This is a genomic window from Lysobacter sp. P5_C4 (genome assembly GCF_054049695.1).
Map to the genome: position 1 here is coordinate 696,190 of NZ_JBFULX010000002.1, position 25,204 is coordinate 721,393.

Annotated in this window: 18 protein-coding genes; 12 read left to right on the forward strand and 6 right to left on the reverse strand. The window is 67.3% G+C overall.

Annotated features, from left to right (window positions below):
- Window positions 1-46 precede the first annotated feature (46 nt).
- From ACXJJ8_RS07690 to ACXJJ8_RS07705, 4 genes are read left to right on the forward strand one after another with little or no spacing between them, the layout of a single operon-like run.
- On the forward strand, window positions 47-1,156 hold the full coding sequence (locus tag ACXJJ8_RS07690; protein WP_499028450.1) for an MlaE family ABC transporter permease: 1,110 nt from the start codon (window positions 47-49) through the stop codon (window positions 1,154-1,156).
- A 2-nt stretch (window positions 1,157-1,158) separates the two neighbouring features.
- On the forward strand, window positions 1,159-1,962 hold the full coding sequence (locus ACXJJ8_RS07695) for an ABC transporter ATP-binding protein (protein ID WP_499028453.1): 804 nt from the start codon (window positions 1,159-1,161) through the stop codon (window positions 1,960-1,962).
- Window positions 1,963-1,973: 11 nt separating this feature from the next.
- Window positions 1,974-2,888, forward strand: coding sequence for an MlaD family protein (locus ACXJJ8_RS07700; RefSeq protein ID WP_499028457.1), 915 nt, complete (start codon window positions 1,974-1,976; stop codon window positions 2,886-2,888).
- Window positions 2,885-3,538, forward strand: coding sequence for an ABC-type transport auxiliary lipoprotein family protein (locus ACXJJ8_RS07705; RefSeq protein ID WP_499028459.1), 654 nt, complete (start codon window positions 2,885-2,887; stop codon window positions 3,536-3,538). Before ACXJJ8_RS07700 ends, ACXJJ8_RS07705 begins: the two co-directional genes overlap by 4 nt.
- On the opposite strand, the gene ACXJJ8_RS07710 is transcribed toward ACXJJ8_RS07705, so the two are convergent.
- The 4 genes from ACXJJ8_RS07710 to ACXJJ8_RS07725 are packed head-to-tail and all read right to left on the reverse strand — an operon-like array spanning window position 3,528 to window position 9,252.
- Window positions 3,528-4,571: an acyltransferase family protein gene (locus tag ACXJJ8_RS07710; protein WP_499028461.1), complete on the reverse strand. Its 1,044-nt coding sequence runs from the start codon at window positions 4,569-4,571 to the stop codon at window positions 3,528-3,530. The two genes, ACXJJ8_RS07705 and ACXJJ8_RS07710, sit on opposite strands and share 11 nt — an antisense overlap.
- A gap of 2 nt (window positions 4,572-4,573) precedes the next feature.
- Window positions 4,574-7,342: a valine--tRNA ligase gene (locus ACXJJ8_RS07715; RefSeq protein WP_499028463.1), complete on the reverse strand. Its 2,769-nt coding sequence runs from the start codon at window positions 7,340-7,342 to the stop codon at window positions 4,574-4,576.
- A gap of 4 nt (window positions 7,343-7,346) precedes the next feature.
- Window positions 7,347-7,772, reverse strand: coding sequence for a DNA polymerase III subunit chi (locus ACXJJ8_RS07720; RefSeq protein ID WP_499028465.1), 426 nt, complete (start codon window positions 7,770-7,772; stop codon window positions 7,347-7,349).
- A 1-nt stretch (window position 7,773) separates the two neighbouring features.
- Window positions 7,774-9,252, reverse strand: coding sequence for a leucyl aminopeptidase (locus ACXJJ8_RS07725; protein ID WP_499028467.1), 1,479 nt, complete (start codon window positions 9,250-9,252; stop codon window positions 7,774-7,776).
- 134 nt (window positions 9,253-9,386) lie between these two features.
- Between ACXJJ8_RS07725 and lptF the strand changes: the two genes are divergently transcribed.
- Window positions 9,387-10,475: an LPS export ABC transporter permease LptF gene (gene lptF, locus ACXJJ8_RS07730; protein ID WP_499028470.1), complete on the forward strand. Its 1,089-nt coding sequence runs from the start codon at window positions 9,387-9,389 to the stop codon at window positions 10,473-10,475.
- Complete coding sequence (gene lptG / locus ACXJJ8_RS07735; RefSeq protein WP_499028473.1) at window positions 10,472-11,575, forward strand: LPS export ABC transporter permease LptG; 1,104 nt, start codon at window positions 10,472-10,474, stop codon at window positions 11,573-11,575. The genes lptF and lptG overlap by 4 nt, the downstream gene beginning before the upstream one ends.
- Here lptG and ACXJJ8_RS07740 read toward each other — a convergent pair whose 3' ends face one another.
- The gene (locus ACXJJ8_RS07740; RefSeq protein WP_499028475.1) at window positions 11,576-12,049 is read right to left on the reverse strand and encodes an RDD family protein; all 474 of its coding nucleotides are present in this window, start codon (window positions 12,047-12,049) and stop codon (window positions 11,576-11,578) included.
- Between the two features lie 158 nt (window positions 12,050-12,207).
- Here ACXJJ8_RS07740 and xerD point away from each other — a divergent pair, with 158 nt between their 5' ends.
- The 3 genes from xerD (at window position 12,208) to purL (ending at window position 18,076) form a co-directional block, all read left to right on the forward strand.
- Window positions 12,208-13,158 (forward strand): site-specific tyrosine recombinase XerD, encoded by a 951-nt coding sequence (gene xerD, locus ACXJJ8_RS07745; protein ID WP_499028478.1) that lies wholly within the window; start codon window positions 12,208-12,210, stop codon window positions 13,156-13,158.
- Between the two features lie 92 nt (window positions 13,159-13,250).
- Window positions 13,251-14,114, forward strand: coding sequence for a DsbC family protein (locus ACXJJ8_RS07750; protein WP_499028480.1), 864 nt, complete (start codon window positions 13,251-13,253; stop codon window positions 14,112-14,114).
- A 41-nt stretch (window positions 14,115-14,155) separates the two neighbouring features.
- A complete protein-coding gene (gene purL, locus ACXJJ8_RS07755; RefSeq protein WP_499028482.1) occupies window positions 14,156-18,076 on the forward strand; it encodes a phosphoribosylformylglycinamidine synthase in 3,921 nt (1,306 codons plus the stop codon).
- A gap of 48 nt (window positions 18,077-18,124) precedes the next feature.
- On the opposite strand, the gene ACXJJ8_RS07760 is transcribed toward purL, so the two are convergent.
- The gene (locus tag ACXJJ8_RS07760; RefSeq protein WP_499028484.1) at window positions 18,125-21,643 is read right to left on the reverse strand and encodes an HYR domain-containing protein; all 3,519 of its coding nucleotides are present in this window, start codon (window positions 21,641-21,643) and stop codon (window positions 18,125-18,127) included.
- A gap of 178 nt (window positions 21,644-21,821) precedes the next feature.
- Here ACXJJ8_RS07760 and gspE point away from each other — a divergent pair, with 178 nt between their 5' ends.
- From gspE to gspG, 3 genes are read left to right on the forward strand one after another with little or no spacing between them, the layout of a single operon-like run.
- Window positions 21,822-23,552: a type II secretion system ATPase GspE gene (gene gspE, locus ACXJJ8_RS07765; protein ID WP_499028487.1), complete on the forward strand. Its 1,731-nt coding sequence runs from the start codon at window positions 21,822-21,824 to the stop codon at window positions 23,550-23,552.
- A 3-nt stretch (window positions 23,553-23,555) separates the two neighbouring features.
- On the forward strand, window positions 23,556-24,773 hold the full coding sequence (xpsF, locus tag ACXJJ8_RS07770) for a type II secretion system protein XpsF (RefSeq protein WP_499028491.1): 1,218 nt from the start codon (window positions 23,556-23,558) through the stop codon (window positions 24,771-24,773).
- A complete protein-coding gene (gene gspG, locus ACXJJ8_RS07775) occupies window positions 24,770-25,201 on the forward strand; it encodes a type II secretion system major pseudopilin GspG (RefSeq protein WP_499028495.1) in 432 nt (143 codons plus the stop codon). Before xpsF ends, gspG begins: the two co-directional genes overlap by 4 nt.
- Window positions 25,202-25,204: the final 3 nt, after the last annotated feature.

Sequence of the window (25,204 nt, forward strand, 5' to 3'; positions counted from 1 at the left end):
CCCGGCGCAAGCGGGACTCTGTATGCTCCGCGCCAAAGGGGACCCGATGCGCGACGAAAGCCGCCCGCCCAGTCTAGAAACCGATGCCGACAGCCGCCTGCGCCTGCTCGGCAGCTGGACGCTCGTGCATGCCGCCGGCATGGCCGAGCAATTGCGGATGGCGCCGGAGTCGGTCGAAACCGTCGACGCCCACGACATCGAACATCTCGACTCCGCCGGCGTCCTGCTCTTGCTGCGCTATGCCCGCCGCCGCGGCCTGGAACTGGAGAGCTTCCACTTCCGCGACGACCACGTGCCGCTGGTCTCGGCCATCGAAGATGTCGCGGACGACCGCCCGAAGAAGAAACGCGAATACGGTGTCAGTGCCGCGCTCGCCCGCCTGGGTTATGCCGTGCACGACAACTGGCGCGAGATCCTCGCGCTGGTCGGTTTCCTCGGCGAAAACCTGATGAAGTTCGGCCGCATGCTCGCGCAGCCCCGGCGCTTCCGCCTCACGGCGACGGTCTACCACATGGAACAGGTGGGGCTCGACGCCGTGCCGCTCGTGTTCCTGCTGTCGTACCTGGTCGGCGCGGTGATCGCCTTCCTCGGCGCGAACATCCTGCGCGACTTCGGCGCGGAGATCTACGTCGTCGAACTGGTCAACGTGGCCTTCCTGCGCGAATTCGGCGTGCTGCTCACCGCCATCATCCTGGCCGGCCGCACCGCGAGTGCGTTCACCGCGCAGATCGGCGCGATGCAGAGCCGCGAGGAAGTCGATGCGATCCGCACCCTCGGCATGGACCCGATCGACCTGCTCGTGCTGCCGCGCGTCATCGCCTTGCTGGTGATGCTGCCGCTGCTCACGTTCATCGCGATGATCGCCGGTTTGCTCGGCGGCCTGTCCGTCGGCGCCTTCAGTCTGGACATTCCGCCGCAAGCGTACCTCGCGCGCATGGAAGCGACGATCGAAGTGCGGCATTTCCTCGTGGGCCTGTCGAAGGCGCCGTTGTTCGCCCTCGTCATCGGGTTGATCGGGTGCCTGGAAGGCCTGCAGGTCGAAGGCACGGCGCAATCGGTCGGCGAACGCACGACATCGAGCGTGGTGCAGAGCATTTCGCTGGTGATCATCATCGACGCGATCATGGCCCTGTGGTTCCTGCAGATGGACATCTGACCATGCCCAACGACGAAAACAACATCGTCATCCGCGTGCGGGGCCTGGAGAACCGGTTCGGCGAACAGGTCGTGCACGAGAACCTCGACCTGGATGTGCGCGCCGGCGAAATCATCGGTGTCGTGGGCGGTTCGGGCGCGGGCAAATCGGTGCTGATGCGCTCGATCATCGGCCTGCGGCGCCCCGACGCCGGCACGATCGAAGTCCTCGACGTCGACGCGCGCAGCGAAGACGAGGAGATTCGCAACCGCATCGAGCGCAACACCGGGGTGCTGTTCCAGGATGGCGCGCTGTTCTCCTCGCTCACCGTCGGCGAGAACGTGCAGGTGCCGCTGAAGGAGCAACATCCCGAATTGCCCGAATCGCTGCGCTACGAACTGGCGCTGCTGAAGGTGAAGCTCGCCGGCCTGCCGGCCGAGGCGGTGAACAAATTGCCCTCGCAGCTCTCGGGCGGCATGCGCAAGCGCGCGGGCCTGGCGCGTGCACTCGCGCTGGATCCACCGCTGTTGTTCCTCGACGAACCGACCGCCGGCCTGGACCCCATCGGCGCGGCGGCGTTCGACGAACTCATCCTGACCCTGCAGCAGGCCCTGGGCCTGACGGTGTTCCTGATCACGCACGACCTCGACACGCTGTACGCGATCTGCGATCGCGTCGCGGTGCTGGCCGACAAGCGCGTGGTGGTGAACGCGCCCATCGAGGAGGTCGAGCGCTTCGACCATCCCTGGGTGCAGGAATATTTCCACGGCCCGCGCGCCCGCGCCGCCCGCGCTTCCAGCGCGCCGGCCGCTGGCACAATGGCCTGAAGGGAGGATCCATGGAAACCAAGGCCAACTACGTCCTGATCGGCGCGTTCACGCTGGCGGTCAGCATCTTCGGCCTGCTGTTCGCGCTGTGGGCCGCCAACTGGTCCTCCGAACGCGAATGGAACAAGTACCACATCGTTTTCAACGAAGCGGTGACCGGTTTGTTCGAAGGCGGGAGCGTGCGCTACAACGGCATCACCGTCGGCACCATCGACGCATTGCGGCTGGCGCCGAACGACCCGCGCAAGGTGATCGCCACCGTGCGCATCAACAGCCAGACGCCGATCAAGACCGATACGCACGCGAAGATCTCGCAGGACGGCCTCACCGGCCCGACCTTCATCCAGCTCAGCGGCGGGAGCCCGACCGCACCGCAACTGGTGTCCAACGACAGCGACGTGCTGCCGACCATCGCCACGGAGCCTTCCGCGCTGCAGAATATCGCCGACACCGCCAATCGCCTGGTGGCGCGCATGGACGTGCTGCTCAGCGACGAGAACGTGCAGCGTATCTCCGACTCGCTGGCGAACATCGAAGCGTTGACCGATTCGGTCGCCGCGCAGCGCCAGGACCTGGGCGCGCTGATCGTCAACGCGCGGCAGGCCAGCGAGCAGTTGAAGGTGACGCTCAATACGACCAACGGGGCAGTCGAACGCCTGGATCGCGATGTCGTGCGGCAGTTGCCGCAGATCATCGGGAAACTGGATCGCACGCTCTCGCAACTCGAATCGGTCGCGACCAACGCCAACGGCGTGATCACCGACAATCGCGCGCCGCTCGCCAATGGCCTGCAGCAGCTCGGCCCGGCGATGACCGAACTGCGTGGCCTGGTGCGCGACTTGCGCCGCGTCGCCAGCCGCCTCGACGCCAACCCGGCGGGCTACGTGCTCGGCCGCCAGCAACCGAAGGAGTTCGTGCCCGAATGAGTACGCGCATTGCCCTGGTGGTCGCAACCGCCGTGCTGGCGACACTGGCCGGCTGCAGCAGCATCGTCGGAAAGCGGGAATCGATTGCGATCTACGCACCCGAAGCGACGGTGCAGCCCGATGCCGCGTGGCCGCAGGTGGAGTGGGCCTTGCAGATCCCGCGCCCGCACGCATCGGAACTGCTGGATTCCCCACGCATCGTGGTGCGCCCGACGGATGGCGAATTGCAGGTCTACCACGGCGCGATCTGGGCCGAACCGGCGCCGGACCTGGTGCAGGACGCAGTGCTGCGCGCCTTCGAAGACAGCGGGCGCATCGCCGGCGTCGCGCGCCGCGGCAGCGGCCTCACCGGCGATTACGAGTTGCTGCTCGACATCCGCAATTTCCAGTCCGATTACGCGGGCGGCGCGACGCCGAACGCCGACGTGGAGATCGTCGCCAAGCTGGTGGCCAATCGCAGCAACACTGTCGTGGCCACGCGCATGCTCAAGCAACGTGCGCTGGCCTCCTCGACGAAGATCGGCGATGTCGCGCGCGCCTTCGACGTCGCGCTATCGGCCACCGTGCAGGAGCTGGTCGGGTGGGCGTTGCTGGAAGGACAGAAATACGACGCCATGCACCCGGCGCCCGTCAAACCTGTCAAGCGCTGACTTTCTTCCGCGCCAGCGCCGGCTTTTCGACCAGGTGCCAGGACAACACGGCCAGTGCGGTCGTCCCCGCGCCTGCAGCCGCGATCATCTGCACGGGCGTGATGCCCGGCACCGTCGAGACCAGCAACTGTTGCATCGGGAAGGCATAGATGTAGATGCCGTAGGAGTAGTCGCCGAGCTTGTTGAAGCTGCGTAGCCAACCGCCCGGGACGTACGCCAGCCACATCACGATGTAGGGCGCGGTGAGCGGATAAATCCAGAAGAACGCCTTCGGCTGCACGATGCCCGCGACCAGCAATACGCAGGCGGGCACGAACAACTTCCACGTCATCGGGATCCGGACGCGGAAGATCCACATGCCGGCGCCGCAGAAGAAAAAGAAGAACAGGCGGAAGGTGTGCCAGTGCTTGTAGGCGTGCGCGTGTGCGATCCAGAACGCCACCAGCATCAACGCCGTGCCCACGACGACGATCCGCGTGAACGTGCGCACCTTGTCCGACTTGACCAGGCCCGCCACCCACCACACCAGCGCGAGCGTCAGGTAGCAGCGCAGTTCGAAGGGCAGCGTCCACAGTGAGCCGTTGACGACCTGCATCTGGTTGGATTCGAACACGCCCGGCAGGCTGAACTTCAGGCCGGTGAGGACGGTCGTGTTCTTCCAGATGAATTTCCAGACGGCGGAGTCGCTGAAGTAGTCGGCCAGCGGCAGCGTCGTGATCCAGGGCCCCATCACCAGCGCCAGCAGCGCCGACATCACCAGCAACGCTGGGAAGATGCGCAGCGCACGCGCGCGCACGAACGCCTTGAAGTTGTCCAGCCGCAGCAGGCTCGCAGTGACCAGGAAGCCGCTTGTGACGAAAAACACGTCGACCGCGACGCCGCCCGGCGTGTAACCGAGCCATTGCACCCACGGTTCGAAGGCGGGGCTGAGCACGATCGCGTAGCTGTGGCTCCACAGCACGGCGAAGGCCGCCATGAACCGGACCAGGTTGAAGTTGTTGTCGCGACCCGTCGCGTACTGCGAGAGCCGCATCGTCAACCCAGTCGCGCCCGTTGCGCGGCCAGTGCGTCGCGCTGCGCGGTCCAGTCGTTCAGGCGCTGGCGCTCCTGTTCGACGACGGCGGCCGGCGCGTTTTGCACGAAGGTTTCGCTGGCGAGCTTGTTGGTCGACTTCACCAACTCGGATTCGACACGCTTGAGTTCCTTGTCCAGTCGCGTGCGTTCGGCCGAGAGATCGACGAGTCCTTCCAGCGGAACGAACAGGCGCATCTCGCCGACCAGGCCCGCGGCGGCGGCCGGGGGTTCGCCCTGCAACACGTCGATGGTCTGGATGCGGTTGAGGAAACGCAGTTGCGAATCGAAGCGGCTCAGGCGCTTGCATTCCACTTCGCCGCCCCCTTGCACGAGCAATGCGATCTGCTTGGTCGGCGACACGCCGAGCTCGCTGCGGATGCGGCGCAATGCGCTGACCATCGCCTTGAGCCATTCGACATCCGCTTCGGCCGCGGCGAAATCGCCGCCGTTGTCGCCGGCCTGCGGGTAGGGCTGCAGCGAAATCGTCGCTGCATCGATCGACAGGCGGGGCGCGACCGATTGCCACAGTTCCTCGGTCACGAACGGCACCAGCGGATGCAACAGGCGCAGCAGCGATTCGAGCACGTGCAACAAGGTGTGGCGCGTGCTGTCGGCGGCCTGCACGTCGCTGCCGTTGAGCGCGGGCTTGGCGAGTTCGACGAACCAGTCGCAGAACTCGTTCCAGGCGAACTCGTACAAGGCCTGCGCGAGCAGGTCGAAGCGATAGGCGGCGAAATGCGCCGCCGCCTGCGTCGTCGCGTTTTCCAGGCGCGCGAGGATCCAGCGCTCGGCGTCGGTGGCAGGCGATGGCTTGCCCCTGAACTCGTAGCCTTGACTGTTCATCAGCACGAAGCGCGTGGCGTTCCACAACTTGTTGCAGAAATTCTTGTAGCCCTCGGCGCGGCCGAGGTCGAACTTGATGTCGCGGCCGGGGCCGGCGAGGGCGCACATCGTGAAGCGCAACGGGTCGGCGCCATGCGCGGCGATGCCGTCGGGGAATTCCTTGCGCGTGGCCTTCTCGATCTTCTCGGCCATCTTCGGCTGCATCAGCCCGGTCGTGCGCTTGGCGATGAGCGCGTCGAGCGCGATGCCGTCGATGATGTCGAGCGGGTCGAGGATGTTGCCCTTCGACTTCGACATCTTCTGGCCGTCCTTGTCGCGGACCAGACCCGTGATGTAGACGTCGCGGAAGGGCACGCGCCCGGTGAGGTGGTCGGTCGCCATGATCATGCGCGCCACCCAGAAGAAGATGATGTCGAAACCGGTGACGAGCACGGAGGACGGCACGTACCGGTCGAACCCGAGTTCGTCCATCTTCGCCTGGTCCGGCCAGCCCATCGTGCTGATCGGCCACAACTGCGAGGAGAACCACGTCTCCAGCACGTCGTTGTCCTGCGTCAGCGCGACGTCTGCCCCGAGCGCGTTCTTCGCGCGCACTTCTTCCTCGGTGCGGCCGACATGGATCTTCCCGTTCGCGTCGTACCACGCCGGGATGCGATGGCCCCACCAGAGCTGGCGGCTGATGCACCAGTCCTGGATGTTCTCCATCCAGTGGCGATAGGTGTTGATCCAGTTCGGCGGGACGAACCTGACGTCGCCGCTCTCGCACAATTCGAGACCGCGCTTGGCGAGCCCGTCCATCTTCACGAACCACTGGTCCGTGAGGTAGGGCTCGATCACCTGGCCCGTGCGATCGCCACGCGGCACTTGCAGCTTGTGCGGCTTGGTTTCGACGAGCAGGCCCAGCGCTTCGAGATCGGCGAGCACTTGCTTGCGCGCGATGTAACGATCCAGGTCGCGGTACTTTTCGGGGACGTTGTCGTTCGTCACCGCATCGGGCGTGAAGATGTTGATCAGCGGAAGCGAATGACGCTGGCCGACAAGATAGTCGTTGAAGTCATGCGCAGGCGTGACCTTCACCACGCCCGTGCCGAATTCGCGATCGACGTAGGCGTCCGCGATGATCGGAATTTCGCGATTCGTGAGCGGCAACTTCACCGTCTTGCCGATCAGCGGCGCGTAGCGCTCGTCGTCCGGATGCACCATCACTGCGGTATCGCCGAGCATCGTTTCCGGGCGCGTCGTCGCAACGGTGAGCACGCCACTGCCATCGCTGAGCGGATAGGTGATCGACCAGAGAAAACCGTCTTCTTCTTCGTTGACGACTTCCAGGTCGGAGATCGCGGTCTTCAGCACCGGATCCCAGTTGACCAGGCGCTGGCCGCGATAGATCAAACCTGCTTCATGCAGGCGCACGAAAGACTCGACCACCGCCTGTGCGTTCATCGGGTCCATCGTGAACACGCTGCGCGACCAGTCGCCCGACGTGCCGAGGCGGCGCATCTGGCGTTCGATCGTGTGGCCGCTCTGCTCGCGCCACTCCCAGACCTTGTCGATGAAACCCGCGCGGCCGAGGCCGTCGCGCGTGAGGCCATCGCGCGCGAGGTTGCGCGCGACCACCATTTCCGTTGCGATGCCCGCGTGGTCGGTGCCCATCTGCCACAGCGTGTCGAAGCCGCGCATGCGGTGATAACGCACCAGCGCGTCCTGCAGCGTGTGCTGGAACGCGTGGCCCATGTGCAACGTGCCGGTGACGTTCGGCGGCGGCAACAAGACCACATAGGGTTCGCCTTCACCGCGCGGCTTGAACGTGCCGGCGCTTTCCCATGCCTGGTAGAGGCGGGATTCGAAGGAGGAAGGATCGTAGCTGGGGGCGAGGGTGTCGCTCATCGGGTCACATGTCGTGCTTGGTTACATCGAAGCCGCGCGCGGCGTACTGCTTCCAGCGCTCGCGCAACGGGCCGCGCGCGCTTTCGTCGGCGGGCACCACTTCCAGGACGCGTTCGACTGCGCCCTCCACGGCGCCGTCGCGCAGGTTGATCACGATCGGGCGCAGGCCTGCATCGACGTCGGGCGGCGCGATCAACACCGCGGCTTCCTCCTCGTCGTCGTCCTGGCCTGCGATCTGGTGCGGGATGTAGGCATCGTCGCCCATGTCCCACAACAGGTCGTCGAGCGTTTCGGCCTGCTGCGCATCGCGCGCGAGGATCAGCGTCCAGATCCCCGCATCGTGCGCCTTGCGCGCAAGTTCGCAGACCAGTCGCAGCGGCTCGTCGCGGAACCGCGGCTTCGCGATCAGGTAGAAGTCGGCGCGCGGCACGTCAGGCCGCGCGGTCCAGCAACCACTGCGAGAGCAGGCCGACCGGACGCCCGGTCGCCATGCCGCGCTTGCCTTCGTCGTTGGCTACGCCCGCGATGTCCAGGTGCGCCCAGCGCTGGCCCTCGGCGAAACGCGCCAGGAAGCAACCCGCCGTGATCGCGCCGGCCCAGCGGCCGCCGATGTTGTAGACGTCGGCGAAGCTCGACTCGAGCAGCGACTGGTATTCGTCCCACAGCGGCAGGCGCCATGCGCGGTCGAAGGTGGTTTCGCCGGCGGCGAGCAATTCGTTCGACAGATCGTCGTGCTTGCTCATCAGGCCGCTGGCGAACTTGCCAAGCGCCACGACGCACGCGCCGGTGAGCGTCGCGACGTCGACCAGTGCGGCAGGTTCGAAGCGCTGCGCGTAGGTGAGCGCGTCGCACAGGATCAGGCGGCCTTCGGCGTCGGTGTTGCCGACTTCGATGGTCTTGCCGGACATCGAGGTGATGACGTCCGACGGGCGATAGCTGTCGCCGTCGGGCATGTTTTCCACCGCCGGCACGATGACGACCAGGTTGATCGGCAACTGCATGCCGACCGCGGCGACGAAGGTGCCCATCACCGTCGCGGCGCCGCACATGTCGTACTTCATTTCCTCGACGCCGCCCTGGACCTTCAGGTTGATGCCGCCGGTATCGAAGGTGATGCCCTTGCCGACGAGCACGTACGGCTTCGCGCTGCCGCCGTTGTTCCACTTCATGATCACCATGCGCGGCGCGTTGGCCGAACCGCGGGCCACCGCCAGCAGCGAGCCCATGCCGAGGGCGTCCATCGCGTCGCGGTCGAGCACGTCGCACTCGGCCTGCGGGAAGCGGCCGGTGAATTCCTGCGCCTGCTGCGCCAGATACGCGGGATTGCAGATGTTCGGCGGCAGGTTGCCGAGTTCGCGCGAGAACGCGACGCCCGCGGCGATCGCCTTGCCCTGCGCGAGCGCCTGCGCGTCGTCGCCGGCAATCGCCATCGACTTCAGGCCGGTCTCTTCGCGCTTCTTGCTCTTCGCGCCGAGCGTGGCGGTGTAGCGATAACAGGCGTGCGAGGCGGCGACGATGGCCTGTCGGATGTTCCAGGCGCTGTCGCGTTCCTTCACGGGCACCTCGGCCAGCGTGAACAGCGCCGAAGCGACCGGGCCGGTGCGCAGCGCGCGCGCTGCGTCGCCGACGGCCTTGAGGTATTGCGCGGTGCCGAACTTGTCGCGCTCGCCGAGGCCGACCACGAGCACGCGCGGCGCGGCGATGCCGGGCAGGTCGTGCATCAGTGCAGTGCGGCCGGTCTTGCCGCTGGCGTCGCCGCGGGCGATGAGGGCGCCGATGCGGCCGTCGCTGGCGGTATCGATCGCCTGTGCGGCGGGGGACAGGCTGCCGTCGGCAAACGCGCCGACGACGACGCAATCGGTCGCGACGCTGGCAACGGCCGCGGAATTGAGGGTGAATTCGAGGGACATCGCAACATTCCGGGGGTGAGGAGGTCGCCCGCGACTTCGGGGTCGCGTCGGTTTCCGTACAATCGCCCGGCGTTTCATGCCGCGCGGCCGGTCATCCGGCGAACGAAGGCGGAATTCTAGAGCAACGAGGCCCGATGCCGAAGCTGGACCGCTATCTCTCGCGCGAATTGGCCCAGTCTGTCCTGGCGGCGTTCGTGGTCCTCGGCCTGATCAGCATGGGGGGCGTCTTCGCGGACCTGCTCAGCGAAATCGCCCGCGGGCGCGTTCCCGCCGGCCTGATGCTCTCGCAGTTGGGCCTGCGCATCCTCACCTTCCTGCCGATCCTGCTGCCCCTGTCGCTGATGCTGGGCATCCTGCTGGCGATGGGCCGGCTGTACCGGGATTCGGAAATGCCGGTGCTGGCTTCGGTCGGCGTCGGCCCGAAACGGCTTCTCAAGCCCTTCGCGCTGGTCGTCGGCCCCGCGGTGGTGATCGTGGGCCTGTGTTCGCTGTGGCTCGGCCCGGCGGCGCTGCGCCTGGGCGAGCGGATGATCTGGGACGCCAACCGCAACCTCGTGCTCACCGGCATGGAGCCGGGGCGCTTCATCGCGCTGCCCAACAATGGCGGCGTCATCTACGTCGGGGGCATGTCGCCGGACGGGACCCGGTTCTCGCGCATGTTCGTGCACCGGATCTCGGGCGACCGGATCGACGTCAGCACCTCGATGACCGGCAAGCTCACCGTCGATGCCGACGGCACGCGTTACCTCAAGCTCGACGACGGCTTCCGCGTGGAAGGGCCTTCGGGCATCGGGCGCGACTATCGCCTGATGCGCTATGCCAGCAACGAACTGCGCCTGCCCGACACCGAAGCCAGGCGCGCGAAGGACGACCCCGAACTCGCACCGACCACCGAGCTGATGACCGACCCGCGCCCCGGCGCCGCCGCGCAGTTGCACTGGCGCATCGCGCCGCCGCTGCTCACGCTCGCCTTCGCGCTGATCGCCGTGCCGCTCGCGCGCAGCGCCCCGCGCCAGGCGCGTTACGGCAGCATCATGATCGCCTTCCTGGGTTACCTCGTCGGCATGTTCAGCGTCGTGCTCGGCCAGCAGTGGATCGAAGCAGGGCGGGTGCCCGCGGCGCTCGGCCTGTGGTGGCTGCTCCTGCCGCTGCTCGCGTTCGCGACGTGGTTGTATTTCCGCGATGGCCGCATGCGTCGTCCGCGCACGGGGAGCGGTGCATGAAGCCGTTCCCGAAGGTGCACGATGTCTACATCGGCCGCGTCGTCCTGAGTTCGGTGCTGCTCACCTGGGCGATCGTGACCGGGCTGGACCTCGTGCAGGCGTTGCTGCTCGGCGAGGTCAAGGACATCGGCCAGGGCCAGTACGGCTTCATCGAAGCGCTGACCTATGTCGCCTATACCGCGCCGCGCCGCGCGTATACCTTGTTCCCGACCGCAGCGGTCGTCGGCACGTTGATGGGCCTCGGGCAACTCGCCGCGAGTTCGGAACTCACTGCGCTGCGCGCGCTGGGCCTGTCGCGTCGTCGGCTGAGCGGCGCCGTCGCGCTCGCCCTGGCCGTGCTCACGCTGCTGATGGTGGTGAACGGCGAAACGCTCACGCCCTGGAGCCAGCGCAAGGCCGACCAGATGAAGGCGCAGGCGCGTTCGAACAACGCGATCCTCGCCCAATATGCCGGCGTGTGGGCACGCGAGGGCGACGTGTTCTTCAACGCGCTCACGGGCCAGCAGCGCAGCGCGAAGGGCGACCAATGGCTCGAACTGAACAACGTCAACCTGTACGAGTTCGACGACGAGGGTCGCCTGGCGTCCATCTCGCAGGCCGCCATCGCCGAGCATCGCGCGAGCGGCTGGATCCTGCGCAACGTCACGCGCACCAAGTTCGGCGCGCGTTCGGTGGAGCAGAAAACCATTCCGCTGGAACGCTGGAAGACGCAGCTCGACGATGCGGCGCTGGCCGCGAGTGTCACGCGTCCGCGCTATCTGCCTTCGCGCGAGCTCGCGCAGAGCATCGACTATTTCAAGCGCAACAAGCTGGATGCCGGCGAGTTCGAGGAAATCTACTGGGGCCGCTGGTTCTACCCGATCAACGTGCTGGCCCTGTGCCTGGCGGCGGTGCCGTTCGCATTCGGTTCGCTGCGCAGCGGCGGCATGGGCAAGCGTTTGTTCATCGGGATCGTGTTCGCGCTCGGATTCTGGATGCTGCAGACGCTGTTCGGCAACCTCGCGCAGGCCTTCCACTTCGACGTGCGCGTGGCGATGTTCCTGCCGCTGGCGGTGATGTTCGGCGTGTCGATGGTGTTGTTCCGCCGGCGCAGCGGTTAGTCAGTTTTTCGTCTCGCGCCGCATGCGCGTGCCGCTCGCGCGGTCGTGCCAGGTGAGGCGGTCGCGGTCGATCCAAGCCCACCAGAAGCCGAAACCCGCAGCGAGCAGGGACACCGAACCCACCGCGTAACGCACCCACAGTGCGCGCGCAGTGGGTTTGCCGCCATCGGCCGCGACCACGCGCAATCGCCACGGGCGCATGCCGAGGGTCTGTCCGCCGCGTTGCCAGCTGAGCACGGCGTAGAGGCCGGCAATCGACCAGCACACGAGCCAGAGCAGCAACTGCAACGGGCTGTATGGCGCGATGTTCTGGTGCGTGTCGTGGTGACCCAGGTACGTGTAGGCGAGGGTGAAACCCAGGGACGCGAGGAACCACAGCGCGATGACCGGGAAGGCGTCGTACAGGAGTGCGAACAGGCGCCAGAAGACGAGCGCTTTGGGTTTCTCTGCCGGGGTGTGCGTGGTGGATTCCATTTCGCAAGGATACCGGGGGCCGGAATCAAGAGCGCTCCACCATCATTGGCGCGCCGCCCGAACGTGGGTGGTTCATTTTTTTTTTGGGAAAAAAATTTGGAACTCACAACGTTCGGGCGGCGCGCCAATGATTGCTCCCCTCGGATAAGCTGCGAACCATGCCCTCCTCGCCCTCCGAACGCCGCACGCTCGCCATGCACCGCGGGCCCGTTCCCGAGGCGGACGAGCGCGCGATCGCCGACTTCCTCGACGCCTTGTGGGCCGAGTCGGGCGTGGCGCAGGCGACGCTGGAGAGCTATCGCCGCGACCTCGAAGGCTACGCGCGCTGGCGCGAAGGGCAGGGGGGCGGGCTCGCGGGCGCCGATCGCGCGGCGTTGTTCGATTATTTCGCCGAGCGCACGCATGCAGGCTATTCGCCGCGCAGCAATTCGCGTCTGTTGTCCACCTTGCGCGCGTTCTACAACCATTGCGTGCGACGCCAGGTGCGCGAGGACGATCCGACGGCATTGATCGATCCGCCGCGCCTCCCGCGTTCGTTGCCCAAGGCCTTGTCCGAAACCGATATCGACGCGTTGCTCGCCGCCCCCGGCATCGACGACCCGATGGGCCTGCGCGATCGCGCGATGTTCGAATTGATGTACGCCTGCGGCCTGCGCGTGAGCGAGCTGTGCAACCTGCCTGCGACCGGGCTCAACCTGCGCCAGGGCGTGTTGCGCGTGATGGGCAAGGGCAGCAAGGAACGCATGGTGCCGCTGGGGGAGGAGGCGCAGCACTGGTTGCAGAAGTACCTGGCCGAATCGCGCCCGAAGATCGCCGGCAAACGCTCGCTCGCGCCCCTGTTCCTGGAACACAGCGGCGAAGCACCGACACGACAGCGCTTCTGGGTGCTGGTGAAGCAATATGCCGCGATGGCCGGCATCGACCCGCGCCGCATCAGCCCCCACGGGCTGCGCCACAGCTTCGCCACGCACCTGCTCAACCGCGGCGCGGACCTGCGCGCGCTGCAGCTGCTGCTCGGCCACAGCTCGCTCTCCACGACACAGATCTACACGCTGGTGGCGCGCGAACATTTGCAGAAACTGCACGCCAAACACCATCCGCGCGGGTGAATGCGCCCGGCGTGGGCCGATCCGTGACCAGTGGTACGCGACCTTCAGCGTGGTCGTGCCATGATCCGGCCGCCTCCCCCCTGGATTGTTCGATGATGCGTTTCTTTGCCGGCCTGCTCTGCGTCGCCCTCAGCCTGTCCGCCTGTGCGCAGGACGGCCCGCCGGCGGTGGCCGCCAAGCCGGGCGCGCAGTCGAAAAAGGCGCCGAACGCCATCGAACCCTTCATCCGCGCCGGCACCCCCGAAGCGCGGGCGCGCGACGCGATCCGCCGCATCAACGACCAGGTGACGATCGAATGGATCGGCGCGGCGCCCTTCCCGGGCTTCCGCCAGCTGGTGGTGGGCGGCCAGGTCGTGTACGTGAGCGACGACGGCAAATACTTCATGCAGGGGCAGGTGTTCGACACGCTCACCGATACCAACGTGGGCGACGCCCCGCTCAACGCCGTGCGCCGCAAGCTGATGGCCACGATCCCCCGGGCCGACCGCATCGTCTTTTCCCCGCCCAATCCCAAGTACACGGTGAGCGTCTTCACCGATGTCGAATGCGGGTTCTGCCGCAAGTTCCACAGCGAGATCGCCCAAATCAACCGCCAGGGCATCGCGGTGGAATACCTCGCCTTCCCGCGCATGGGCCTGGGCAGCGACGACTTCAAGAAGATGGTCTCGGTCTGGTGCTCGCCCGACCGGCGCAGGGCGCTGACCGATGCCAAGAACGACCGCCCGGTGAAAGCGGTCGACTGCAAGAACCCGGTGACGATGGAATACGACCTGGGCCGCCGCGCGGGGCTGACGGGCACGCCGATGATCGTCGCGGCCGACGGCACGGCGCTCGGCGGCTACCTCCCGCCGGAGAAGCTGCGCGCGGCACTCGACCAGCTCGCGGCCGGCAAGCCGGTCGGGCGGTCGAACGCGACCGAACCGGCGGACGGCCGGGGCGGGGCCGGGAGCCGCTGACCGGTTAGAATGCCGGGCCCGTTCCCACGGTCCCGTCCCAGATGATCGTCCTCGAGGGCCTGCCGGCCCTTTCGCCGTTCCGAACCGAACGGCTCGAAGCGCGCCTGAAGGCGCTGGCTCCCGCGCTGCGCATTACCGGCGCCTGGTTCACGTATTGGGTCGAGCCCGCGGATGCGCAGGCGCGCGTCGATCGCGACGCCCTGCACCGCATCCTCGAAGCCGGCGACACGCAGGCGCCGCGCGCCGAGGGCGCCGTTTCGCGCTACGTGCTGCCGCGCCTGGGCACGATCTCGCCCTGGGCGAGCAAGGCGACCGAACTCCTGCACGGCGCAAACGTGTCGATCAAGCGCGTCGAACGCGGCCTGCGCGTGGACGTCAGCGGTTGGCCCGACGATGCCGCCACGCAATCGGCGCTCGCGCGCCTGCTGCACGATCCCATGACGCAATCGCTCGTCGCCGATCGCAACGCCGGCGCGGCGATGTTCGCAACGCCCGAGCGGGCGGCGCTCGAAGTCGTGCCCGTCTCCACGCTCGATGCCGCCAACGCGCGCCTGGGCCTGGCCCTGGCGCAGGACGAAATCGAGTATCTGCGCGATCGTTACACCGAACTGGCGCGCGACCCGCACGACGTCGAACTGATGATGTTCGCGCAGGCGAACTCCGAGCATTGCCGCCACAAGATCTTCAACGCGACCTGGACCATCGACGGGCGCGAGATGGCGATCAACGGGCAGGCCGCCTCGCTGTTCAAGATGATCAAGAACACGCACGCGCGCACGCCGAAGCACACGCTGTCGGCGTACAGCGACAATGCGGCGGTCATGGAAGGCGCCGACAACGTCGCCCGCTTCCGCCCGGACCCGCAGACGCACGAATACCGCAGCGAACCCGCGCAGCCCGGCGCGTTCTGCATCAAGGTCGAAACGCACAACCATCCGACGGCGATCTCGCCCTTCCCCGGCGCGTCCACCGGCGCGGGCGGCGAAATCCGCGATGAAGGCGCCACCGGCCGCGGCGGCCGCCCGAAGGCGGGCCTTGCCGGATTCTCCGTGTCGCACCTGCGCATCCCGACCCTGCCGCAACCATGGGAAGCCACGCGCGCGCTGAACCCACGCATGGCGCCCGCGCTGGAAATCATGATCGACGGCCCGCTTGGCGCCGCCGCGTTCAACAACGAATTCGGCCGACCGAACCTCAACGGCTATTTCCGCAGCTTCGAACTCGGCGAAGGCGACGGCCTGGTCCGCGCCTACGACAAGCCGATCATGCTCGCGGGCGGCCTGGGCACGATGGATCGCGACATGGTCGCCAAGCGCCTGCTCTCGCCGGGCGACGCGGTGATCGTGCTCGGTGGTCCGGCGATGTTGATCGGCCTCGGCGGCGGTGCCGCAAGTTCGGTGGCGTCGGGCGAAAGCGCCGAAGACCTCGACTTCGCCTCCGTGCAGCGCGACAACCCGGAGATGGAACGTCGTGCGCAGGAAGTGCTCGATCGTTGCGTCGCGCTCGGCGAACACAATCCGATCCAGTCGGTGCACGACGTGGGTGCGGGTGGACTGTCGAACGCGATCCCCGAGCTGCTGCACGACTCCGGCGTCGGCGGCGTGATCGACCTGGATCGCATTCCCACCGACGATCCGACGCTCTCGCCGATGCAACTGTGGTGCAATGAATCGCAGGAACGTTACGTGCTCGGCATCGCGCCGGATCGCGTCGCGGAATTCGCGGCGCTGTGTTTGCGCGAGCGTTGCCCGTTCGCCGTCGTCGGCCACGCCACGGCCGAAGAACGATTGATCGTCGCGCACGGCGCCACGCTGGAATCGTTGCCCGACGATCGCGCGATCGACCTGCCGATGGACGTGCTGTTCGGCAAGGCGCCGAAGATGCACCGGAACACCACGACGCCGCCCGCGCCGCGCTGGCCGGAGCTGACGACCACGGCGCTCGATCTCAACGAGGCCGGCCTGCGCGTGCTCGCGCACCCGACGGTCGCGGCGAAGCAATTCCTCATCACCATCGGCGATCGCACCGTGGGCGGCCTGACCGCGCGCGACCAGATGGTCGGCCCGTGGCAGATGCCGGTCGCCGATTGCGCGATCACGCTTGCCGACTATGCGAGCTTCGGCGGCGAAGCGATGGCCGTCGGCGAACGCACGCCGCTCGCGTTGCTCGATGCCGCCGCCGCGGCACGCATGGCGGTGGGTGAAGCGATCACCAACCTGTGCGCCGCGCCCGTCGCCTCGCTCGATCGCATCAAACTTTCCGCGAACTGGATGGCCGCCGCCGGCCACGCAGGCGAGGACGCGAAGTTGTTCGACGCCGTGCGCGCGGTCGGCATGGAACTCGCGCCCGATCTCGACCTGAGCATCCCGGTCGGCAAGGACTCGCTGTCGATGCAGGCGCAGTGGACGGCCGACGGCGTCGCGCAGAAGTCGGTGTCGCCGGTGTCGCTGATCATTTCCGCGTTCGCACCCGTCGACGACGTGCGCCAGCAACTCACGCCGCTGCTCGTGCGCGAAGCCGACACCGAGGTGTGGCTGATCGGCCTGGGTGGCGGCAAGCAGCGCCTGGGGGGTTCGATCCTCGCGCAGACGCATCCGGCGTCGGGTGTCGGTGCCTCCGCTGCATTGCCCGCGTTCGCAGGCCCGGTGCCCGACCTCGACGATCCGCAGCGCCTGCGCGCGTTCTTCGAATTGATCCGCGATGCGCGGCAAGCCGGCCTTGCGCAGGCGTATCACGATCGCTCCGACGGTGGCGCATTCGCCGCGCTGTGCGAAATGGCGTTCGCCTCGCACCTGGGCCTCGACATCTCGCTCGACAACTGGGGCGAGGATCCGTTCCGCACGTTGTTCAACGAAGAGCTCGGTGCGCTGGTGCAGATTCGCGCGGAGGATCGCGCGGAGTTCGCCGATCTGGTCGCGCGCCATGGCCTGATCGATTGCGCGCAACGCATCGCGCGCCCGACGACGGCGCCCGCGGTCCGCGTGTTGCGCGAAGGCGCGGTGCTCACCGAGTGGCGGTGGGACGCGCTGTTCGACGCGTGGTGGTCGGTGACGCACGCGATGCAGCGCCTGCGCGACAACCCCGAGTGCGCGGACGAAGAACAATCGACCGCGCGCCGTTTCGACGCGCCCGGTTTGCAGCCGCGCCTGAGCTTCGATCCGGCCGAAGACATCGCCGCGCCCTACATCAATACCGGCGCACGTCCGCGCGTGGCGATCCTGCGCGAGCAGGGCGTCAACAGCCAGATCGAGACGGCGTATGGTTTCGATCGCGCGGGCTTTGCCGCGGTCGACGTGCACATGAGCGACCTCATCGCCGGTCGCGCGACGCTGGAGGACTTCAAGGGTTTCGTCGCGTGCGGTGGATTCAGCTATGGCGACGTGCTCGGCGCGGGCCGTGGCTGGGCGACCTCGGTGCTCGAACGTCCCGAGATGCGCGCGCAATTCGCACGCTTCTTCGAGCGTGCGGACAGCTTCGCGCTCGGCGTGTGCAATGGTTGCCAGATGCTCGCGCAACTCAAGCCGATCATTCCCGGCGCAGAACACTGGCCGCGCTTCCTGCGCAATCGCAGCGAACAGTACGAAGCGCGACTGGCATTGCTGGAAGTGTTCGACTCGCCATCGGTGTTCCTCCGCGACATGGCCGGTGCGCGCATCCCGGTGGCGGTGGCGCATGGCGAAGGCCGCGCGGCGTTCGCGGACGACGCGGATGCGAAGCGCGCGTTGATCGCGCTGCGTTACGTGCATGGCGATGGCAAGCCGGCGAGCTTGTACCCGGCGAACCCGAACGGTTCCCCCGACGCCATCGCCGGCCTGACGACCACCGACGGCCGCGTGACCATCCTGATGCCGCATCCGGAGCGCACGCTGCGCTCGGCGAATTACAGCTGGGCGCCGCGCGACTGGCCCGACGACGGCCCGTGGATGCGGATCTTCCGCAATGCGCGGAAGTGGGTCGCGTAAAGAAAAGGGCCCGCGCAAGCGGGCCCTCCTGCATCTGCGCGCGGCGCCCTATTTCTTGATGATGAAATTCGCCACCTGCGTGCTGCCATCGGCGAACTTCAGCTGCAACTGCCGGCACGAATTCGCCCAGGCCTTGTCGGTTTTCCAGACGTAGTTGTATTGGCCGTCCGCCGAATACGACAGGCTGCTGTTGCCCGCGGTCACCGTCTCTTCGACGGGATCCTGCACGGTGTTCGCCTGGCAGCTCATCACCGCCACCTTCGGCCAGCCCGTCGTGAAGATCGACAGGCCCTGGTCGCCGCCCAGCGAGAACTTCACCGGGATCGCCTGGCCGGCGTTGACCGCATTGACGATCGGCAGGTTGTCGATCGGTCGGAAGAACCCGTTGAAGGCGTAGCGCACGTTGACCTTGAACGTGCTCGTGCGGCTGTTGCCGGCCGCATCGGTCGCGGTGCACGTCACGGTGGTGGCGCCTGCCGCGAACGTCGAACCCGAGGGCAGTACGCACGTGGTGGCAACGTTGCCATCGACGAGGTCGGTCGCGGCCGGGTTCACGAACGTCACCATCGCAGCCGAATGCGACTGCGCGGTGGCATCGACGTCGGCGTGCGCGGCGATCGTCGGCGCGGTCGTGTCGACGATGCGGATGCGGAACGAACCGGTCGCGGTGTTGCCCGCATCGTCGGTGGCGCTGCACGACACCGTGTTCCAGCCCAGCGCGAACGTGCTGCCCGACACCGGGAGACACGCGGCCGCGACGCTCGTATCGACGATGTCGTCGGCATTCGCCGTGTAGGTCGCAGCCGCACCGGCGGCGGAAGTCGCTTCGCGCGTGAAGTCGGCGGGCAGGTGCAGGTTCGGTGCCGTCGTGTCGCGCACGGTGACGCTGAACGAGCCGCCGCTGCTGTTGCCGGCATCATCGGTCGCGGTGCACGACACCGTGGTGATGCCCAGGCCGAAGGTGCCGCCGGACGCCGGCGTGCAGACGATGGCGACGCTCGCGTCGACCAGGTCGGTGGCGCTCGGCGTGAAGTGCACCGTTGCGCCCGAGGGTGCGGTCGCTTCGGTCACGATGTTCGACGGGACCGTCAGTTGCGGCGGCGTCGTGTCGACCACGGACACCTGGAAGGTTTCGGTGCCCGTGTTGCCCGCGCCGTCGGTGGCACTGCACGACACGGTCTTCGCGCCCAGGGCGAACGTCGTTCCCGACGCCGGCGTGCAGGTCGTCGGCACGCTGCCGCTGACCAGGTCGCTCGCGCTGGTCGCGAACGTCACCGACGCGCCCGCGGCGGACGTCGCTTCACTGACGATGTCGACCGGAACGATGACTGTCGGTGGCGTCGTATCGACCACCGTGGCGACGAAGCTGCCGCTTCCCGTGTTGCCTGCGTCGTCCGTCGCGCTGCAAGACACCGTATGGGCACCGAGCGCGAGCGTCGTGCCCGAGATCGGCGTGCACGTCACCGGCACGTCGCCGCTCACCAGGTCGCTCGCGGCGGCCGCGAACGTCACCGCTGCACCCGCCGGCGATGTTGCTTCGGCGTCGAAGGCCGTGGGCAGCGTGAGTGCGGGCGGCGTGGTGTCGCGCACGCGCACGTTGAAGTTCCCGCTCGCGGTGTTGCTCGCGCCGTCGGTGGCGCTGCAATGCACCGTCGTATCGCCCAGCGCGAACTGCGCACCCGACGCCGGCGTGCACGCGACCGCGACCGCGCCGCTGACGATGTCGTTCGCCGTCGCGGTGAACGTCACGTGCGCGCCAGCGGCCGACGTCGCTTCGTCGATGATGTCATCGGGCAGCGTGAGTGCCGGCGGGGTGGTGTCGCGCACCACGATGTCGAATCCGGCGCTGCCGGCGTTGTGGTGCGCATCGGTCGCGGCGCAGGTGAGGTGGTTCGTGCCGAGCGGGAAGACGTCGCCGGAGACGACCACGTTGCCGTCGAGTGTGCAGACGGGCGTCAGCGCACCGTCGACGACGTCGCTCGCCGACACCGCGAAGGTCGCATCGGCGCCTTGCGGCGAGGTCGCTTCGCGCGTGATCGTGCCGGGCACGAGGACGCTCGGCGCGGTCGTGTCTTCGACGCTGAAGGTAAAGGTCTTGTCGGCCGCGGCGTTGTGGTGCGCGTCGCTCGCCGAGCAGGTCACGAGCGTGTCGCCCAGCGGGAAGACGCTGCCCGACGGCGGCGTGCACGAAGCATTGCCGGCGCCGTCGACGCGGTCGGAGGTCGTGGCGACGAACGTGCCGATCGCACCAGTCGGCCCGGTGGCTTCGATCATCGTGTCGCCGGGGACGGTGAGGGTCGGGGCGATCGTGTCGACCACCGCGATCCTGAAGCTCGCGTTGGATGCGTTGCCCGCGCCGTCGACCGCATTGCACGCGACGGTCGTGTTCGCATCCAGCGCGAACGTGCTGCCCGATGCGGGCGTGCACGCGATCGGCACGGGCAGGGCGTCTTCGACTGCATCCTGTCTCGTCGCCGTGTAGAACACCTGGGCGCCGGCCGGCGACGTGGCTTGTTCGACCTTGTCGCTCGGCACCACGATCACGGGCGCGGTCACGTCGTTGATGAACAGGCCGCACGCGCGCGAAGCCGAGACGCCGCTGTTGTCGGTCACCGTGGCGGTGACGGTCATGCCGCCGAGTTCGCCGAGGCCCAGGTGCGGCGCGAGGAACGTGATCGAAGGCGTGGTGAGTGCACCGATGCCGAGGTTCGGCAGGCCGACGTTCTGTGCCCACGCATAGCTGGCGATCGCACCGTCCGGATCGCTCGACCCGCTCGCGTCGAAGGTGACCGACTGGCCCTCGTTCACCACGCGCACGCCGCCGGCGGGGCAGACGAGTGCGGCCAGTGGCGGATCGTTCGTCCAGACGATGTTGACCGTGCGATCGGCGATGCCGGACAGCGTGCCGTCGGAGACGGTGAGGCGGAAGCCGAGCGTGCGCGTGGTCGGCACGTTGGGCGCGATGAAGGTCTTGATCGAACCGTTGCCGCTGGCGTTGGTCAGCGTGACCGTCGGCGTGCCGGAGATCTGCGTCCACGTGTAGGTGAGCGCCTGGCCATCCGGGTCGGACGAGGCGGACCCGTCGAGCGTGACGAGCTGGCCTTCGGTCGGATTGACCGGCGAGATGAAGGCGGACGCGGTCGGCGGAGAATTGGTGAGGACGTCGGTGACGTTGACGACGGTTTCGAGGGACTCGGAGCCGTTGCACGTGACCGTCAGCCGGAAGCGCAGGGCAGCGCCGCCGACGCCGACGTTCGGCGCGACGAACGTCGGCGTTCGCGAGGCAGGGTTGCTCAACGTGACCGACAACCCGGCAGGGGTGCTGCCCAGGAATTCCCACGCGATCACGACGTCGTTGTTGCCTGCGCCCGGGGAGGACCCGCTGCCGTTCAGCGTGACCACCGTGGGCACGCCGCCGGTGCGCTCGGGCACGGTCTGGGTGCCGGGGTCGATGCGGGCGTTCGGATTGCCGTTGCAGGCCGCCCAGGCCGGTGCGGTGATGGATGAAGCGACGAGTGCGAGCGCGAACAGCCCCCATCCCCGGCCCTTGGCAAGGTGCATGTGCATCGGACGATCCCCTGTAGACCCCTGTGTTCAGCGCCAACGGCGCAAATTCGGGGAACCGGTCACGGTTTTCGTTCACCGAGCTGAAAAAGGCCGTCGAATCGGCCGCCACGGACCCTCTGCTACAGTCGCGACCCGGGTTCATGTGAAGACCCCGACCGTCGCAGCGCACCGAGTACGAATGAACGCAATCGTCGACACCACGGCCCAACCGGCCGGCATCGAGGTCGCGGCCGACGACCGCATCGTCGCCGCGCTCGTCGAACGCGGCCGCCTGAAGGACGCCGACCTCGCCCGCGCGCGCCGCCTGCAGGAAGAAACCGGCGGCAGCCTGCTCGGCTTGCTCGCGCGCCTGGGTTTGGTGTCCGAACGCGACCACGCCGAAACCGCCTCCGCCGTCCTCGGTCTGCCGCTGGTCAGCGTGAAGGATGCGCCCGAACTCCCGCCCGAATCGGTGGTGCTCTCGACGAAGTTCATGAAGCAATTCCACGTCGTGCCCGTCGCCGAACGCGACAACGTGGTCGACGTGCTGATCGCCGATCCGCAGGACGTGTACGCGCTCGACGCCGTGCGCCTGGCCACCGGCCGCGACGTGCGCCCGAACATCGCGCTGCGTTCGGAGATCGACGACCTCATCGAACGCTGGCACGGCCAGGGCCGCAGCGCGATGGGCGCGATCATCGAGACGGCGGAAGGCGAAACCGGCGACATGGACGATGTCGAGCATCTGCGCGACCTCGCCTCCGAAGCGCCCGTCATCCGCCTGGTGAACCTGATCATCCAGCGCGCGGTCGAGTTGCGCGCGTCGGACATCCACATCGAACCATTCGAAAACCGCCTGAAGGTGCGTTATCGCGTCGACGGCGTGCTCGAAGAATCCGAGAGCCCGCCGGCCAACCTCACCGCCGCGATCATCAGCCGCATCAAGATCATGGCGAAGCTCAACATCGCCGAACGCCGCCTGCCGCAGGACGGCCGCATCATGCTGCGCGTGCAGGGCAAGGAACTCGACCTGCGCGTGAGCACGATGCCGACCTCGCATGGCGAGAGCGTGGTGATGCGCCTGCTCGATCGCGAAACGGTCGTGTTCGATTTCGAGCGCCTGGGCTTTACCGACGAATTCCTGCCCCAGTTCCGCCACGTGCTGGAACAACCGCACGGCATCCTGCTGGTGACGGGCCCGACCGGTTCGGGCAAGACCACGACGCTCTACACCGCGCTGAGCAAGCTCAACACCAGCGACGTCAAGATCATCACCGTCGAGGATCCGGTCGAATACCAGATCGAAGGCATCAACCAGATCCAGGCCAAGCCGCAGATCGGGCTGGACTTCGCCAACGCGCTGCGGTCGATCGTGCGACAGGACCCGGACATCATCATGATCGGCGAAATGCGCGACCTGGAAACCGCGCGCATCGCGATCCAGTCCGCGCTCACCGGCCACCTCGTGCTTTCCACGCTGCACACCAACAATGCGGCCGGCGGCATCACGCGACTGCTGGACATGGGCGTCGAGGACTACCTGCTGACCTCGACGGTCAACGGCATCCTCGCCCAGCGCCTCGTGCGCCGGCTGCATACCGAAAGCGCGGAGCGCTATCGTGCGTCGCCCGAGGAAATCGAGAAGTTCGGCCTTCGCAAATACCAGCCCGAAGGCGAGATCCATCTTTATCGCCCGCGTGCTTCGGAGTTTTCGCCCTCCGGCTACCTCGGGCGCACGACGATCATGGAGTTCCTCGTGATGAACGACGATCTGCGTCGCGCCGTCATGCGCCACGCCGGCATGGGCGAGCTCGAACAGCTCGCGCGCCAGTCCGGTGGCATGCGCACGATGTACGAGGACGGCATCGTCAAGGCGCTCGCGGGCGTCACCACCATCGAAGAAGTCCTGCGCGTCACCGAAGACGCTTAAACCATGCCCCTATTCCGCTACAAGGCGCTCAATTCCCGCGGCGAACTGCTCGACGGCCAGATGGAAGCCGGCACGCCGGGCGAAGTGGCGGTGCGCTTGCAGGAACAGGGGCACCTGCCGGTGGAGACGCGCCTGGCGTCCGAGGGCGGTGGGGAGTCGGCGTGGCGCGCGTTGTTCAAGCCCAAGCCCTTCGCAGGCGAGCGGTTGGTGCAATTCACGCAACAGCTCGCGACGCTGCTCGGCGCGGGGCAGCCGCTGGATCGCGCGTTGACGATCCTGCTCGAACTCCCCGAGGACGAAGCAGCCAAGCGCACCATCGCCGACATCCGCGATGCGGTGCGCGGCGGCAGCGCGTTGTCGACGGCACTGGAGCGCCAGCACGGCACGTTCTCCCGGCTCTACGTCAACATGGTGCGCGCGGGCGAGGCCGGCGGCACGCTGCACGAAACGCTGCAACGCCTGGGCGAATATCTCGAACGCAGCCGTGCGTTGCGCGGGCGCGTGGTCAATGCATTGATCTATCCGGCGATCCTGCTGGTCGTCGTCGGCGGTGCGCTGTTGTTCCTGCTGGGCTACGTGGTGCCGCAGTTCTCGGCGATGTACGCCAGCCTCGATGCGGAACTGCCGTGGTTCTCGAAGATGGTGCTGGGACTGGGCCTGTTCGTGCGCGATTGGTGGATCGTGATCGTGGTCCTGCCCACGCTCGCGCTTTGGTGGTTCGACCGCAAGCGGCGGGATCCGGCGTTCCGTGCCCGCTTCGACGAATGGCTGCTCGGCAAGAAGATCGTCGGGCCGCTGGTCGCGCGGCTGGAAACCGCACGTTTGGCGCGCACGCTGGGCACGCTGCTGCGCAATGGTGTCCCGCTGCTGACCGCGCTGGGCATCGCGCGCAACGTGATGGGGAACCTGATGCTGCAGGCGGATGTCGAATCCGCCGCCAACGACGTGAAGAGCGGCGTCGGCCTGTCGACGGCGCTCGGCAAGGGCAAGCGTTTTCCCCGACTGGCCCTGCAGATGATCCAGGTGGGCGAGGAATCCGGCGCGCTCGACACCATGCTGCTGAAGACCGCCGACACGTTCGAAGCCGAAACGGGACAAGCACTGGACCGCATGCTGGCCGCGCTGGTCCCCGTCATCACGCTGCTGCTCACCGCCGTCGTCGGCGTCGTGATCATGGCCGTGCTGATGCCCATCTACGACCTCACCAACGCCATCGGATGACCGCCATGAACCGAAACCTGAGGGCACCGACCGCCCGAGCAACGCAATCGGGCTTCAGCCTGATCGAAATCATCATCGTCGTCGTCCTCATCGGCGGCATCGTCGCCTTCGCGGCCACGCGCATCCTCGGCGGCAGCGATCGCGCCAAGGTCAACCTGGCGAAGGCGCAGGTGCAGACCATCGCCGAGAAAGTGCAGCAGTACGAGCAGGACACCGGCACGCTGCCGCCCACGCTCAACGCACTCGTGCAGAGCGATGCGAGCGGCTGGCTCGGCCCCTACGCCAAGACCGCCGAGCTCAACGACCCCTGGAACCATCCCTTCGCCTACAAGACGCCGGGCGAGGGCAAGCCGTTCGACCTGATGAGCCTGGGCAAGGACGGCAAGCCGGGCGGCACGAGTGTCGACGGCGACATCGCGTTCGAATAACCC

Bases quoted from the DNA above. Each gene is read 5' to 3' on its own strand.
- gspG (WP_499028495.1), top strand. From the start codon at position 24,770: ATGACCGCCATGAACCGAAACCTGAGGGCACCGACCGCCCGAGCAACG.
- ACXJJ8_RS07690 (WP_499028450.1), top strand. From the start codon at position 47: ATGCGCGACGAAAGCCGCCCGCCCAGTCTAGAAACCGATGCCGACAGC.
- purL (WP_499028482.1), top strand. From the start codon at position 14,156: ATGATCGTCCTCGAGGGCCTGCCGGCCCTTTCGCCGTTCCGAACCGAA.
- ACXJJ8_RS07695 (WP_499028453.1), top strand. From the start codon at position 1,159: ATGCCCAACGACGAAAACAACATCGTCATCCGCGTGCGGGGCCTGGAG.
- ACXJJ8_RS07750 (WP_499028480.1), top strand. From the start codon at position 13,251: ATGATGCGTTTCTTTGCCGGCCTGCTCTGCGTCGCCCTCAGCCTGTCC.
- ACXJJ8_RS07760 (WP_499028484.1), bottom strand. From the start codon at position 21,643: ATGCACATGCACCTTGCCAAGGGCCGGGGATGGGGGCTGTTCGCGCTC.
- ACXJJ8_RS07705 (WP_499028459.1), top strand. From the start codon at position 2,885: ATGAGTACGCGCATTGCCCTGGTGGTCGCAACCGCCGTGCTGGCGACA.
- lptF (WP_499028470.1), top strand. From the start codon at position 9,387: ATGCCGAAGCTGGACCGCTATCTCTCGCGCGAATTGGCCCAGTCTGTC.
- xpsF (WP_499028491.1), top strand. From the start codon at position 23,556: ATGCCCCTATTCCGCTACAAGGCGCTCAATTCCCGCGGCGAACTGCTC.
- ACXJJ8_RS07715 (WP_499028463.1), bottom strand. From the start codon at position 7,342: ATGAGCGACACCCTCGCCCCCAGCTACGATCCTTCCTCCTTCGAATCC.
- lptG (WP_499028473.1), top strand. From the start codon at position 10,472: ATGAAGCCGTTCCCGAAGGTGCACGATGTCTACATCGGCCGCGTCGTC.
- ACXJJ8_RS07740 (WP_499028475.1), bottom strand. From the start codon at position 12,049: ATGGAATCCACCACGCACACCCCGGCAGAGAAACCCAAAGCGCTCGTC.
- xerD (WP_499028478.1), top strand. From the start codon at position 12,208: ATGCCCTCCTCGCCCTCCGAACGCCGCACGCTCGCCATGCACCGCGGG.
- ACXJJ8_RS07700 (WP_499028457.1), top strand. From the start codon at position 1,974: ATGGAAACCAAGGCCAACTACGTCCTGATCGGCGCGTTCACGCTGGCG.
- ACXJJ8_RS07710 (WP_499028461.1), bottom strand. From the start codon at position 4,571: ATGCGGCTCTCGCAGTACGCGACGGGTCGCGACAACAACTTCAACCTG.
- gspE (WP_499028487.1), top strand. From the start codon at position 21,822: ATGAACGCAATCGTCGACACCACGGCCCAACCGGCCGGCATCGAGGTC.
- ACXJJ8_RS07725 (WP_499028467.1), bottom strand. From the start codon at position 9,252: ATGTCCCTCGAATTCACCCTCAATTCCGCGGCCGTTGCCAGCGTCGCG.